Here is a 13,231-nt window from a genome sequence, read left to right on the forward strand (position 1 = left end):
TGCGCCCGGCTACGCTTTGGCTAACCCCCGAATGTCATGGCGGGCCACAGCGGGGGGGGGGGGCGAAGCGGCGCATGGCCACGCCCACGCCGAGGCATGACGCAACCCCGCTTGCCGTACCGCTTTCGCCTTCCATCCACGCCGCAGGGGGCCACGATGCGCCGCTACCGCAAGCAGGACTTTCCCGTCTCGCACATCCGCCAGTTGCTGGAGCCGGGGCCGATCGTCCTGGTCAGCAGCGCCTGGAAAGGGCAGCGTAACGTCATGACCATGGGATGGCACACGGTGATGGAGTTCACGCCCTCCCTCCTCGGCTGCGTCATCGCCGCCGGCAACCACAGCTTCGAGATGATCCGCCGCTCCCGCCAATGCGTCATCAACATCCCCGAAGTGGAGATGGCCGAGACCGTCACCCGCATCGGCAACTGCTCCGGCGCCGAGATCGACAAATTCGCCGAATTCGGCCTGGCCACCACGGAAGCATCCGAGATCAGCGCACCGCTGATCGATGCCTGCCACAGCAGCTTTGAATGCCGCCTGCACGACAGCGCCCTGGTGGACAAATACAACTTCTTCATCTGGGAAGTGGTGAAAGCCCACGTCGCACGAACGCCGAAGCGCCCCCGCACCATCCACTACCGCGGAGGCGGCGCCTTTATGGTGGCCGGCGAAGGCATCAGCCTGAAGCGGCTGTTCCGGCGGGAATATCTTTGAAGGTCAGGCCTGATCTTTGGGGACAAAGGTAAGGCCGAGGAAAGAATTCCCCGGACCCCATCTTTTCTTTTTTCGAGTCTTTGGAGGTCTGGCTGCTGAGAGCGCTGTCTTGAGACACGGCTGGGCGCGCCGAAGGTCTACGACCTTCGGCGACTGACGGTTCAGCCCGCACGGCCCATGATTAAAATCATCAAAAAGCGTCCGCTCCTAGCCCTGAAGCGTCACGCTAACTTGCAGAAAAAAGAAGGGGTCTGGGGAATTCATTCCCCAGCCTTTCTTCCTCATTCAACCGGCCGCACCATCAGCCCACCCGGTTCTCGATCAGCTCTTCCACCACCGTCGGGTCCGCGAGGGTGGAAGTGTCGCCGAGCGCGCTGGTCTCGTTCGCCGCGATCTTGCGCAGGATGCGGCGCATGATCTTGCCGGAGCGGGTTTTCGGCAGCCCCGGCGCCCACTGGATGGCGTCGGGCGAGGCGATGGGGCCGATTTCCTTCCGCACCCAGGCCACCAGCTCCTTGCGCAGCGCGTCGGTCGGCTCTTCGCCCGCGTTCAGGGTGACGTAGGCATAGATGCCCTGGCCCTTGATGTCGTGCGGCATGCCGACGACGGCGGCTTCCGCCACCTTGGGGTGGGCGACCAGGGCGCTCTCGATCTCGGCGGTGCCCATGCGGTGGCCGGAGACGTTGAGCACGTCGTCGACGCGGCCGGTGATCCAGTAGTAGCCGTCCTCATCCCGCCGGGCGCCGTCGCCGGTGAAATACTTGCCGGGGAAGGTGGAGAAATAGGTCTGGATGAAGCGCTCATGGTCGCGGAACACGGTGCGCATCATGCCGGGCCAGGAATCGAGGATGACGAGGTTGCCCTCGGTCGCGCCGTCCAGCAGCTGGCCCTCGCCATCCACCAGGGCCGGCAGCACGCCGGGCAGCGGCAGGGTGGCGGAGCCCGGCTTCAGCTCGGTGGCGGCGGCGAGGGGGGAGATCAGGATGCCGCCCGTCTCGGTCTGCCACCAGGTATCGACGATCGGGCAGCGCTCCTCGCCCACCACGCGGTAGTACCAGAGCCAGGCTTCCGGATTGATCGGCTCCCCGACCGATCCGAGGATGCGGATGGACTTGCGCGACGTCTTCTTCACCGGCCCCTCGCCATCGCGCATCAGGGCGCGGATGGCGGTGGGGGCGGTGTAGAAGATGTTCACCTGGTGCTTGTCGACCACCTGCCAGAAGCGGCTGTTATCCGGGTAGTTCGGCACGCCCTCGAACATCACGGTCGTCGCGCCGTTGGCGAGGGGGCCGTAGACGATGTAGCTGTGGCCGGTGACCCAGCCGACATCGGCGGTGCACCAGTAGACCTCGCCGGGGCGGTAGTCGAACACATGCTGGTGGGTGAAGGCGGTCCACAGCAGGTAGCCGGCGGTGGTGTGCAGCACGCCCTTTGGCTTGCCGGTGGAGCCGCTGGTGTAGAGGATGAACAGCGGGTCCTCGGCGTTTATCGGCTCCGGCTCGCACTCGCGCGGCGCGGCCTCGGTGACGTCGTGGTACCAGTGGTCCCGGCCAGCCTGCATCGGCACGTCGCCGCCGGTGTTCTTCACGACGATGACGTTCTGGACCAGCGGCGCGGATTTCAGCGCCTCGTCCGCATTGGTCTTCAGCGCCACCTTGCGGCCGCCGCGCCGGCCTTCGTCGGCGGTGATCAGCAGCACGCTCTCGCAATCCACCAGGCGGGTGGAGAGGCTGTCCGGGCTGAAGCCGCCGAAGACGATGGAGTGCACGGCGCCGATGCGGGCGCAGGCCAGCATGGCCACCGCGGCCTCGACGATCATCGGCAGGTACAGGGTGACGCGGTCCCCCTTCTTCACGCCCAGTGCCTTCATGGCATTGGCCAGGCGGCAGACGCGTTCATGCAGCTCCCGGTAGGTCACCTTGGCGTCGGTGCCGGGGTCGTCGCCTTCCCAGATGATGGCGGTCTGGTCGCCGCGTTCCTCCAGGTGCCGGTCGAGGCAGGAGACGGAGGCGTTGAGCACGCCGTCCTCGAACCATTTGATCTGCACGTCGCCGCTGAAGGAGGAGTTCTTGATGATGGTGGGGGGCTTCATCCAGGCGATGCGCTTCGCCTCCTCGGCCCAGAAGCCGTCCGGGTCCTGCCGGGCCCGCTCCGTCATCGCCTGGAAGCCGGCGGCGTCCAGGCTCGCGCCCTGCGCGATCTCCGGTTTCACCGGAATCCGCGTCTGGTCGGTCATGCTGCATCTCCTCCGGCAGAATTCTATTGCGCCTATTGGGCCGCCGGGCGGGGGGTGCCGTCAAGAGAAGCGGCAGCTGAGAGCTGCGGTTGCGGCTTGCGGCGGTTTGGTTGCGTGTCCGGAGAAAAATAAAGAGACCGCTTGGCGCTTCGTTCCCTCTTCGGGACGCCAGCGTGGCGCTTTACTCTGACGGCCAATTCCGCCCCCGCGCCAAGGCGGGCGGCTGGAGAGGAAACGCACGATGTCGCCGCTGCCCAGCCCTTCCCCCCTGTCCCGCCACGCGATGGCCTATGTGCTGGCCGGTGGCCGGGGCACCCGCCTGATGGAACTGACCGAGCGGCGGGTGAAGCCTGCCGTGCATTTCGGCGCCAAGTCCCGCATCATCGACTTCGCGCTGTCCAACGCGTTGAACTCAGGCATCCGGCGCATCGGCGTGGCCACCCAGTACAAGGCGCATAGCCTGATCCGGCACATGCAGCGGGGCTGGGGCTTCATGCGGGCGGAGCGGAACGAGAGCTTCGACATCCTGCCCGCCAGCCAGCGCGTGACCGAGAATGGCTGGTATTCCGGCACCGCCGACGCGGTGTACCAGAACCTCGACATCATCGAGGCCTACAACCCCCGCTACATGGTCATCCTGGCAGGGGACCACGTCTACAAGATGGACTATGAGCTGATGCTCGCGCAGCACGAGGCCTCAGGTGCCGATGTGACCGTCGGTTGCATCGAGGTGCCGCGCATGGAGGCCACCGGCTTCGGCGTGATGCATGTGGATGGCGAGGACCGCATCACCGCCTTCCTGGAAAAGCCGTCCGACCCGCCGGGCATGCCGGACAAGCCGGAGATGGCGCTGGCCAGCATGGGCATCTACGTCTTCAACACCGACTTCCTGGCGCGGGAGCTGCGCCGCGATGCCGCGGACCCGGCATCGAGCCACGATTTCGGCAAGGACATGGTGCCCTATATCGTCCAGCACGGGCATGCGGTTGCCCACCGCTTCACCGATTCCTGCGTCACCTCCGGCGTGGAGGAGGAAGCCTATTGGCGCGATGTCGGCACCGTCGATGCCTACTGGCAGGCGAATATCGACCTGACCGACGTGGTGCCCTCCCTCAACCTGTACGACCGGGAATGGCCCATCTGGACCTATAGCGAGCTGACGCCGCCGGCGAAGTTCGTCTTCGACGACGATGGCCGACGCGGCACGGCGGTGGATTCGCTGGTGGCCGGTGGTACCATCGTCTCCGGCTCGCGCGTCACGCGCTCGGTGCTGTCCAACAACGTGCGGGTGCATTCCTTCTGCGAGGTGCAGGGCGCGGTGCTGCTGCCGGGCGTTATCGTCAACCGCAACGTGCGCCTGACGAACGTGGTGGTGGATAGCGGCGTGCGCCTGCCGGACGGCCTGGTGGTGGGCGAGGACCCGGAGGAGGATGCGCGCCGCTTCCGTCGCAGCGCCAAGGGTGTCACCCTGATCACGCAACCGATGATCGATGCCCTGACCCCATGAGCTTCCTACCATGATGGCGCCCGCATGAGCCTGTCGGCGCTTTCCGTTGCTTCCGAAGTCTATCCGCTGATCAAGACCGGGGGGCTGGCCGACGTGGCCGGGGCCCTGCCCGGCGCCCTGGCGGCCGAAGGCGTCGCCACACGTGTGCTGCTGCCCGGCTACCCCGCCGTGCTGGCGGCGCTGCGAGGTGCGGAAGCGGTGCTGGACCTCAACCCGCTTTTCGGCGGCGCCGCGCGGCTGCTGGCCGGGCAGGCGGCCGGGCTGGACCTGTTCGTGCTGGATGCGCCGCATCTGTATGACCGCCCCGGCAACCCCTATTCCGGCCCCGATGGCGCCGATTGGCCGGACAATCCGCAGCGCTTCGCCGCCCTGGCGCAGGTGGCGGCACGGCTGGGCCAGGGCGCGCTGCCCGGCTTCCTGCCGGACGTGGTGCACGCGCATGACTGGCAGGCCGGCCTGGCCCCCGCCTACCTGCACTACGCCGCCGTCCAGTCCAGCACCCGCCGCCCCGGCACGGTGATGACGGTGCATAACCTGGCCTTCCAGGGCCAGTGCGACCGCGCCTGGCTGCCCACGCTGGGCCTGCCGCCGGAATCCTGGGCGATCGACGGCGTGGAATCCTATGGCGGCATTGGCTTCCTCAAGGCCGGGCTGCAATTGGCGGACCGCGTCACCACCGTCTCCCCCACCTATGCGGCGGAGATCCGCACGCCAGCCGGCGGTATGGGGCTGGACGGGCTGCTGCGATTCCGCGGCGCCGCCGTCTCCGGCATCCTCAACGGCATCGACACCACGGTGTGGAACCCGGCGGACGACGCCCACCTGCCGGCGCCCTACAGCGCCGATGCGCTGGCCGGCCGGCAGGCCAGCCGCCAAGCGCTGCGCAGCCGGCTTGGCCTGATCGACGACGATTCGGGGCCGGTGGTCGGCATCGTCAGCCGCCTGTCCTGGCAGAAGGGCATGGATACGGTGCTGCAGGCCCTGCCGGCGCTGCTGCGCCACGGCATGCGGCTGGCCGTGCTTGGCGCCGGGGACCGGGACCTGCAGGACGGCTTCGCCCGCGCCGCCGCCGCCAACCCCGGCCGGGTGGGCCTGCATCTCGGCTACGATGAAGGGCTGGCCCACCTGATCCAGGCCGGCTGCGACGCCCTGCTGGTGCCCTCCCGCTTCGAGCCGTGCGGCCTGACCCAGCTCTGCGCCCTGCGCTATGGCGCGCTGCCGGTGGTCACCCGCGTCGGCGGGCTGGCCGATACGGTGATCGACGCCAACGAAATGGCGCTCGCCGCCGGGGCCGGCACCGGTCTGCAATTCACCACCGCGACGCCGGACGCGCTGGAAGCGGCGCTGGACCGTCTGGCAGTGCTGTGGCGCGACCAGGCCGCCTGGCGCCGGGTGCAGCACAACGGCATGACCAGCGATGTCAGCTGGGCCGGGCCGGCACGGCGCTACGCGGCGCTGTACCGGGAGGCGGCGGGGTTGGTCTAAGGCGTTTGGCTGAAGGCCGGGGGAAGGAATTCCCCCGGACCCGCATCTTTTCTTTTTTCGAGTTTTCCTGCTGTGGCTGTTGAGGGGTTGGGCTTGAAGAACGGCTAGGTGCGCCGGAGGCCCTAGACCTCCGGCGACTGACGTTCAGTCCGCGTGGCCATATTAAAATCATCAAGCAGCGTCCGCTCTCAGCCCTGCAGCACCACGCCAAACTCGCAGAAAAAAAGAAGGGGTCCGGGGAATTCTTTCCCCGGCCTCCCCCGGTGCCCACAGCGCAAACCTCTGTCGCATTCGGCCGCCCCGACCGGGCCACGGTCGAAACACCACGGCGTGGTGGTCCCGACCCATTCTACCCGCATTCAGGTGGTGTTCACGGAAGCGTGATCGGTTAGGATCATGCCCCATGCGTTTCGCTCTTCCCCTGATCCTGGTGTCGTTGCTGCCGGCCTGTTCGCTCGTGCCGGATTGGCCGGACCTGTCCGGCTTGCCGGGGGCGGAGACGCTGGGTCTGGCCACGCCGTTGCCGGAGGCGGAGGTCGAGGATGTGCCGGATTCGGCACGGTTGCGGGCGGGGGATGAGCCTTCGTTGTATCTGCGCTGGCACGGGCGGCGGGCGCTGGCCGTGCTGACGCAGCAGAATGGCGAGAACCGCATGTGGCAGAGCCCCGGCGGCATGGTGGTGGCGACGGACGGTGCCCGCGTGGTGGCCACGGCGGGCATGCGGCAGTGGCTGGCGGCGACGCGGCTGGATGGGCCGGACCCGCTGGATGAGCCACTGTTGCTGCTGGGGCGGGAGACGCCGTTGCGCCGGCAGGTGGATTTGATGCGCAGCGACCGCTCGCCGGAAGGGATGCGCTTCGGCCTGATGCTGAGCTGCCGGCTGCGCGGCAGCATGACGGAGGCGGCGGAGGGTGTACCGGCCCTGCTGATCCGCGAGGAATGCCGCGGGGGTGGGGAGAATTTCACCAACCGCTTCTGGGCGGACCCCGAGACTGGGGGGATCTATCGCTCGGAGCAGTGGATCGGCCCGGCGGGCTCGTTGTGGCTGGAGGTGGTCAACCCGCCCGCCAGCTGAGCCCGGCCTGGCGGACGCGCCAGGCGACGAAGCCCAGCCATGCCAGCTGCACCAGCAGCGGCGGCAGGATGACCAGCGGCTTCACCGGCCCGGGCAGGCTTTCGAAGCTGAGCGCCAGCCAGCCCTGGAACAGCGCGAAGCCGATATGCACGGCCGCGACCACCGGCACCGGCAGGCCGCTGCGCTGGGCCATCTGGTACAGGTGGGTACGGTGGGGGGCGCTGATCCGCTCCCCCATCCAGGCGCGGCGCAGGATGGTGAAGCCGGTATCGAACAGCAGGCCGAACAGCAGCAGCGGCACCAGCAGGAAGGAGAGCTGGGCGGTATCGAACTTGGCCGCGGCGACGCCCAGAACGGCCAGGATGAAGCCGAGGAACTGGCTGCCGACATCGCCCATGAAGATGCGCGCGGGCGGCAGGTTGAAGGGCAGGAAGCCCAGGATGCCGGCGCCGAGGATCAGGCAGGCGGCGTAGAGGAACCAGGCGCCCTGCTGCGCCGCCACCACCGCCAGCACGGCGCAGGCGACGAGCATGACGCCGCTGACCAGCGAATCCAGCCCATCCATGAAATTGACGGCGTTGGTGCAGGCGACGATCCAGAACACCGTCATCACCGGCCCCAGCAACCCGAGTTCCACCACGCCCACCCAGGGGATGGCGAGGCGGCTGACCACCAGCCCGCTGCCGATGGCCACCAGCGCAGCCAGGGCCTGCGCCGCCAGCTTCACCACGAAGCGGAAATCCTTCAGGTCATCGAGCAGGGAGACGATGGCAATGGCCACCGCCGCCAGGATGACGCCGACGAACTGCGTATCCGCCACGCGGGCGAAGCGGGCGGTGAGGAACAGCACCAGCATCCCCGCCACGAAGGCGCCGACGATGCCGATGCCGCCGCCCTTGGGCGTGGGGCGGGTATGTGCCTTGCGGTGGTCCGGATGATCCAGGATGGGAAAGGCGATCATCAGCCGCACCAGCAGGGCGGAGAGCGCGGCCAGGCCGGCGGCGAAGAGCAGGTGGTCCAGAAGGGCTTGGCGGGTCATGGCGCTCGTTTCATTCCCGGCGGTCGTCGCGGGCCGGGCAGCGGCGGCCACGGGGCGGCAATGGCGCCCCGTGGCCACGCGGCCGGTTTCGGTGCGCGCTTAACGCCACAAGCCCGGCGCAGCGTCAAACCAGGGCGTCGTCAGACACCCAGCCGGGCGGGCTCCAGGCTGGCATAGATGTCGCCGCTATTGGCCTCCGCCGGCAGCGCTTCCAGCCAGCGGGCCAGGGTGCCGGCATGCACGGGGGCGGGTAGCACGAAGCGCATGTCTTCCCCCACGCAGGCATTGAAGGTGTAGTCGCCGAGCGATTCCACCTCCGCCAGCGCGTCCAGCGCCACCTGGCGCTGCAGCGTGGTGAACTCGAAGGACAGGGCGCGCACGGGGGTGGAGAGCCCGGCCAGCACGTTCGCCTCATAGCCCTCGACGTCGATCTTGATGAAATGCGGGTCGCCATGCGCCTCGGCCAGCGCGTCCAGCGTGGTGACAGGCAGGGTGAGGCTGCCGTCCCATTGCTGGTCCTCCCACCCCACGGCGCCAGCGGCGGCTGCGACGAAGGTGGTGGAGGCGGTGGCGACGGTGGGATTGGCGCTGTTCAGGTGCAGCGCCGCCTCCCCCTTCTGGCTGCCGACGAGGCTGGAGACGAGGGTGACGTCGGTGTCGTGGCGGAACAGCAGGCGCAGCAGGCGGGCCAGGCGCGGCTGCGGCTCCACCGCCAGGGCGCGGGCGCCGAGGCGGCGGAAGCTGGCCGTGCGGTCCCCCACATGGGCGCCGATGTCGAACCCCAGCTCCCCCTGGCCAAGAAAGCGGGCGAGGAAGGCATCCAGCGCCGCCGCGCGGCCGGGGGCGTAGTAGGTGCGCAGCGAACGGCCGATGGCCTTGGCGTTGCTCACGCGTCGGTGGCCGGGGCGAAGACCATGGCGGCGCCGCCCGCCAGTTCCGGCGGCACCATCAGCCCGTCCGGTGCCTCCCGCGTTTCCAGGCCGGCCAGCAGGGCGCGGGCGGCGGCATTGCCGTCATCGGTGCGAACCACGAAGCCGGCGATGAAGGGCAGGGTGGGGGCCACCACGCCGGGCAGCACCGCCCCCAGCGCCTCGAGTGGCAGGATGCGCAGGCGGCCCTCGCGGAACGGCAGCATGAAGCCGCCCGCCGGGTCCGGCTCCAACACCAGGCCGGTGAGGCGGGAGAGGCGGGCGCCGGTCTCGGCCGGGTCCGCCACCGCCAGGATGGCGGCGTCCAGCGCCACGGCGTGGTTGGCGTGCTGCATCCAGCGTTCCTGCCAGATCAGCTCCGGCGTCAGGTGCTGCACCAGCTGCAGGCGGCCTTCCGGCGCATCCGGCATCGGCACGCGGGCGAAGCGGGCGATCGGGCCTTCCGGCGCATCGTCATCCACCGGGCGCTGCAGGGGCACCACGCCGGGAATCTCGAAGCCGGCGCGGCGCAGGCGGGGCAGCTCGGCCTCCGCGTCGGTCACGCCGAAGGCGAGGATGTGCAGGCCGCGATAGCGCGCGATGAACTTGCCGATGCCGCGGTCGAACAACGCGGGGTCCAGGATACCCAGCAATTCCAGGTAGCCATGCCGCAGCATGGCGCAGCGGTTGCCGATCCCGGTCCGCTCCACCGGGCCGCCCTGCGTGCGCGCGGCGGATTGCCGCGCGATGGGGGTCAGGGTGAAGCCCAGCCGCTCATACACTGCCCAGAGTGCCTGGGGCGCATCCGTGCAGAAGCCGACATGGTCGAGAGTCGCGGCACTCATGCTTTGGGGGCTTCGTAGTGCGGCAGGCGCCAGGCCTTGGGCTCGCGCTCCGCCTCGGCGTACCAGCGCTGCATCAGGGGGTGGGCACGCACCGCCTGCATGTAGCTCTGGGAGGCCGCCGACACCGCCGGCCGCCAGGTGAGGAAGCGGCAGACCACGGGCGCGAACATGACGTCCGCCCCGCCCATCTCCGCCCCGAACAGGAAGGGGCCGCCGGAGGCCGCCAGCGCGTCCTGCCAGATGGCGTCGATGCGGGCGATGTCCGCCATCGCCTCCGGCGTCGCGCCCTGGCCGGGGAAGCTGTTCAGGATGGTCATCGGCATGTTCTGCCGCAGGGCGCGGAAGCCGGCATGCATCTCGGACGCGATGCTGCGGGCGGCGGCGCGGGTCACCCGGTCCTGTGGCCACAGCCCCGGTGCGAATTCCGCGCAGTATTCGACGATGGCGAGGCTTTCCCACACCTTGGCACCCTGGTGCTCCAGGTAGGGCACGGTGCCGGAAGGCGTGGCATCCTTCACCGAATTGGTGCGGCCGCCATCCAGGGGGATCAGCACTTCCTCGACATTCAGCCCGGCCAGGTGCACCGCCAGCCAGCCGCGCAGCGACCAGGAGGAATACATCTTGGTCCCGATCACCAGCCTGCCATCCGCCATTGCGCGCCATCCGATCCGGTTGAAGGTTGCGGAGCCTAGGGCGCCATCCGCGCCGATAGAAGCCGTGATCGTGCGCGCCCGCTGCGGTTTGATCGCGTGGGCAGCGTTCCCGCTGGCGGGCCAGCGATCCTTCCTCCTTGAGCCAAATCACCGATGGGCATGAACCCCAGCCGGGCAGCGGCCGGCGCGGTGAAGGCGGCGCGCCCAACAAGCGCCTGCGCCCGGCCAGGCCAACCCGAGGCATGCCCACCTTCATGCCCACCTTCAGGATGCTTGGCGCCGGCAGGGGCGCGGTGCTCGAATGGCGCCGTCCAGGCAAGAAGGAGCCCGACTCCATGATCACCCGCAGGATCTTCGGTGGCTGCGCGCTGTGCGCCGCCATCGGGCTGGTGGCCGCCCCCGCCGGCGCCCAGGTGCCATCCCCTGTTCGCCGGACCACCGTGAAGCAAGAGGCCCTGCCGGGCACCAATCACGTCACCCTGCAGGTGATCGTGGAACTGGACGCCGGCGCCATCATCGCCCGCCATACCCACCCGGGGCACGAGGCCACCGTCATCCTCAGCGGGGACCTGGAACTGGCCGTCGAAGGCGAAGCCACCCGCCGCCTGGCTCCGGGCGACAGCTTCCTGGTGCAGGCAGGCGTGCCCCATGCGGGGAAAGCCCTGGCGAATAGCCGCCTCTTCGCGACCTATGTGGTGGAGAAGGACAAGCCGCTGTCCTCGCCCGCCCCGCTGGGGTGAAGGGGGGGGGCGCGTGTTGGAAGGGAAGGCCGGGGGAAGGAATTCCCCCGGGCCCCCATCTTTTCTTTTTTTGAGTTTTTCGGGCGGGGCGGTTGAGGCCGTGCGCTTGAGAGACGGCTGGTGCGCCGGAGGTCCTGGACCTCCGGCGACTGAGGGTTCAGCCCACGTGGCCCATTTATAAAATCATCAAACAGCGTCCGCTTGTAGTCCGGCAGCGCCACGCCAACTCGCAGAAAAAAAGATGGGGTCCGGGGAATTCCTTCCCCGGCCTTCCCCGTCTCAATCCTCGTCGTGGCTCCGCCGTGCCAGGACTTCGCGCTTGCCGACATGGTTGGCCGGCCCGACGATGCCTTCCTTCTCCATCTGTTCGATCAGCTTCGCCGCCCGATTGTAGCCGATGGAGAGGTGACGCTGGATGAAGCTGGTAGAAGCCTTGCCCTCCCGCGTCACCAGCGCGACGGCCTGGTCGAACAGGCCCTTCTCGCCGTCGGAAGCAGCAGCGATGCCGGACATGCCGTTGTCGCCGTCTTCATCCTCGGTTTCGGTGACTTCCTCGATATAGGCGGGCTCGCCCTGCTCGCGCAGCCACTCGACCACGCGCTCAACTTCCTGGTCGGAGACGAAGGGGCCATGGACGCGGGAGACGCGGCCGCCGCCGGCCATGTGCAGCATGTCGCCCTGGCCCAGCAACTGCTCGGCGCCCATTTCACCGAGGATGGTGCGGCTGTCGATCTTGCTGGTGACCTGGAAGGAGATGCGGGTCGGGAAGTTGGCCTTGATGGTGCCGGTGATGACGTCCACCGACGGGCGCTGCGTGGCCATGATGACGTGGATGCCGGCGGCACGCGCCATCTGCGCCAGGCGCTGCACCGCGGCCTCGATCTCCTTGCCGGCGACGATCATCAGGTCGGCCATCTCGTCGATGACGACGACGATCATCGGCAGCGGCTCCAGCGCCAGGGGCTGGTCCTCGAAGACCGGCTTGCCGGTATCGGGGTCGAAGCCGGTCTGCACACGGCGGGTCAGCACCTCGCCCCGGCCATGCGCGGCCTGCACCTTCTCGTTGTAGCCGCCGATATTGCGGACGCCGAGCTGCGACATGGCGCGGTAGCGGCGCTCCATCTCGCGCACCGTCCACTTCAGGGCGCCGATGGCCTTGGGTGGCTCGGTGACGACGGGGGCCAGCAGATGCGGAATACGGTCATAAACGGAAAGTTCCAGCATCTTCGGGTCGATCATGATGAAGCGGCACTCATCCGGGCTGAACCGGTAGAGCAGCGACAGGATCATGGTGTTGATGCCGACCGACTTGCCGGAGCCGGTGGTACCGGCGATCAACAGATGCGGCATGCGGGCGAGGTCGGCGATGACCGGCGCGCCGCCAATATCCTTGCCGAGGGCCAGCGGCAGCTTGCTGGTATTCGCCTCCCACTCCCGGCTGGTCATCATTTCGGAGAAGTACACCGTCTCGCGCTTCGCATTCGGCATCTCGATGCCGATGACGTTGCGGCCGGGTACGGTGGCGATACGCACGGCCATGACGCTCATGCTGCGGGCGATGTCGTCCGCCAGGCCGATGACGCGGGCGGACTTGGTGCCGGGCGCCGGCTCCAGCTCATACAGCGTGACCACCGGGCCGGGGCGGATCTCGACGATGCGGCCACGCACGCCGTAATCCTCCAGCACCGATTCCAGCAGGCGGGCATTGCCCTGCAGGGCTTCCTCGGTCGGGCCATCATTGCGGCGGGTGGGCGGGGAGGTCAGGAACTCCAAAGGTGGCAGCTGGAACTTCTGGATCTCGGGCAGGGCGGCAGGCACGCGGTTGGGCTTGCGCGCGGCGGGCTGCGGCTGGGCGCGGGGCACCACCTGCGGCGCCGGCGCGTCATCGTAGTCGTCCTCCTCCGCCGTATCCTGCGGCGGCATGGGGCGGATGGCGGGCGGGCGGCGCTCGGCGACCCGCGGCGCATCCTCGGCGGAGCGGGAGAGGGTGGGGGCGCGGCGCGGGCGCGGCTCGGCCTCGGCGGCGGCG

The 13,231-nt window shown here is 68.8% G+C and carries 11 protein-coding genes; 5 read left to right on the top strand and 6 right to left on the bottom strand.

What is annotated here, in order from left to right:
* Positions 1-156 precede the first annotated feature (156 nt).
* Entirely contained in the window at positions 157-714 is a 558-nt protein-coding gene (locus tag IBL26_RS21895) for a flavin reductase family protein (protein ID WP_187786646.1), read from the top strand.
* A gap of 301 nt (positions 715-1,015) precedes the next feature.
* On the opposite strand, the gene acs is transcribed toward IBL26_RS21895, so the two are convergent.
* Positions 1,016-2,950 carry an acetate--CoA ligase gene (acs, locus tag IBL26_RS21900; protein ID WP_187786647.1) on the bottom strand — a complete coding sequence of 645 codons (1,935 nt, stop codon included), beginning with the start codon at positions 2,948-2,950 and terminating at the stop codon, positions 1,016-1,018.
* A 241-nt stretch (positions 2,951-3,191) separates the two neighbouring features.
* Here acs and glgC point away from each other — a divergent pair, with 241 nt between their 5' ends.
* The 3 genes from glgC (at position 3,192) to IBL26_RS21915 (ending at position 7,017) form a co-directional block, all read left to right on the top strand.
* Complete coding sequence (gene glgC, locus IBL26_RS21905; RefSeq protein WP_187786648.1) at positions 3,192-4,457, top strand: glucose-1-phosphate adenylyltransferase; 1,266 nt, start codon at positions 3,192-3,194, stop codon at positions 4,455-4,457.
* A gap of 30 nt (positions 4,458-4,487) precedes the next feature.
* Entirely contained in the window at positions 4,488-5,942 is a 1,455-nt protein-coding gene (gene glgA / locus IBL26_RS21910) for a glycogen synthase GlgA (RefSeq protein WP_206684284.1), read from the top strand.
* Between the two features lie 403 nt (positions 5,943-6,345).
* On the top strand, positions 6,346-7,017 hold the full coding sequence (locus tag IBL26_RS21915) for a YjbF family lipoprotein (RefSeq protein ID WP_187786650.1): 672 nt from the start codon (positions 6,346-6,348) through the stop codon (positions 7,015-7,017).
* On the opposite strand, the gene IBL26_RS21920 is transcribed toward IBL26_RS21915, so the two are convergent.
* The 4 genes from IBL26_RS21920 to IBL26_RS21935 form a co-directional block, all read right to left on the bottom strand.
* Positions 6,998-8,056 (bottom strand): glycosyltransferase family 4 protein, encoded by a 1,059-nt coding sequence (locus IBL26_RS21920; protein ID WP_187786651.1) that lies wholly within the window; start codon positions 8,054-8,056, stop codon positions 6,998-7,000. The two genes, IBL26_RS21915 and IBL26_RS21920, sit on opposite strands and share 20 nt — an antisense overlap.
* A gap of 140 nt (positions 8,057-8,196) precedes the next feature.
* Positions 8,197-8,946, bottom strand: a complete 750-nt coding sequence (locus IBL26_RS21925) for an FkbM family methyltransferase (RefSeq protein WP_187786652.1) — start codon at positions 8,944-8,946, stop codon at positions 8,197-8,199.
* Positions 8,943-9,809: a VOC family protein gene (locus tag IBL26_RS21930; RefSeq protein WP_187786653.1), complete on the bottom strand. Its 867-nt coding sequence runs from the start codon at positions 9,807-9,809 to the stop codon at positions 8,943-8,945. The genes IBL26_RS21925 and IBL26_RS21930 overlap by 4 nt, the downstream gene beginning before the upstream one ends.
* Positions 9,806-10,462, bottom strand: a complete 657-nt coding sequence (locus tag IBL26_RS21935; protein ID WP_187786654.1) for a glutathione S-transferase family protein — start codon at positions 10,460-10,462, stop codon at positions 9,806-9,808. The genes IBL26_RS21930 and IBL26_RS21935 overlap by 4 nt, the downstream gene beginning before the upstream one ends.
* Before the next feature lie 335 nt (positions 10,463-10,797).
* Here IBL26_RS21935 and IBL26_RS21940 point away from each other — a divergent pair, with 335 nt between their 5' ends.
* Entirely contained in the window at positions 10,798-11,202 is a 405-nt protein-coding gene (locus IBL26_RS21940; protein WP_187786655.1) for a cupin domain-containing protein, read from the top strand.
* A gap of 279 nt (positions 11,203-11,481) precedes the next feature.
* Here IBL26_RS21940 and IBL26_RS21945 read toward each other — a convergent pair.
* On the bottom strand, positions 11,482-13,231 hold a 1,750-nt coding region (locus IBL26_RS21945; RefSeq protein ID WP_408901966.1), incomplete at its 5' end, for a DNA translocase FtsK.

Source organism: Teichococcus aerophilus, assembly GCF_014490485.1.
GTDB lineage: Bacteria > Pseudomonadota > Alphaproteobacteria > Acetobacterales > Acetobacteraceae > Pseudoroseomonas > Pseudoroseomonas aerophila.

Coding starts and splice junctions, on each gene's coding strand:
- IBL26_RS21895 (WP_187786646.1), top strand. CDS start 157: ATGCGCCGCTACCGCAAGCAGGACTTTCCCGTCTCGCACATCCGCCAG.
- acs (WP_187786647.1), bottom strand. CDS start 2,950: ATGACCGACCAGACGCGGATTCCGGTGAAACCGGAGATCGCGCAGGGC.
- glgC (WP_187786648.1), top strand. CDS start 3,192: ATGTCGCCGCTGCCCAGCCCTTCCCCCCTGTCCCGCCACGCGATGGCC.
- IBL26_RS21915 (WP_187786650.1), top strand. CDS start 6,346: ATGCGTTTCGCTCTTCCCCTGATCCTGGTGTCGTTGCTGCCGGCCTGT.
- IBL26_RS21920 (WP_187786651.1), bottom strand. CDS start 8,056: ATGACCCGCCAAGCCCTTCTGGACCACCTGCTCTTCGCCGCCGGCCTG.
- IBL26_RS21930 (WP_187786653.1), bottom strand. CDS start 9,809: ATGAGTGCCGCGACTCTCGACCATGTCGGCTTCTGCACGGATGCGCCC.
- IBL26_RS21935 (WP_187786654.1), bottom strand. CDS start 10,462: ATGGCGGATGGCAGGCTGGTGATCGGGACCAAGATGTATTCCTCCTGG.
- IBL26_RS21940 (WP_187786655.1), top strand. CDS start 10,798: ATGATCACCCGCAGGATCTTCGGTGGCTGCGCGCTGTGCGCCGCCATC.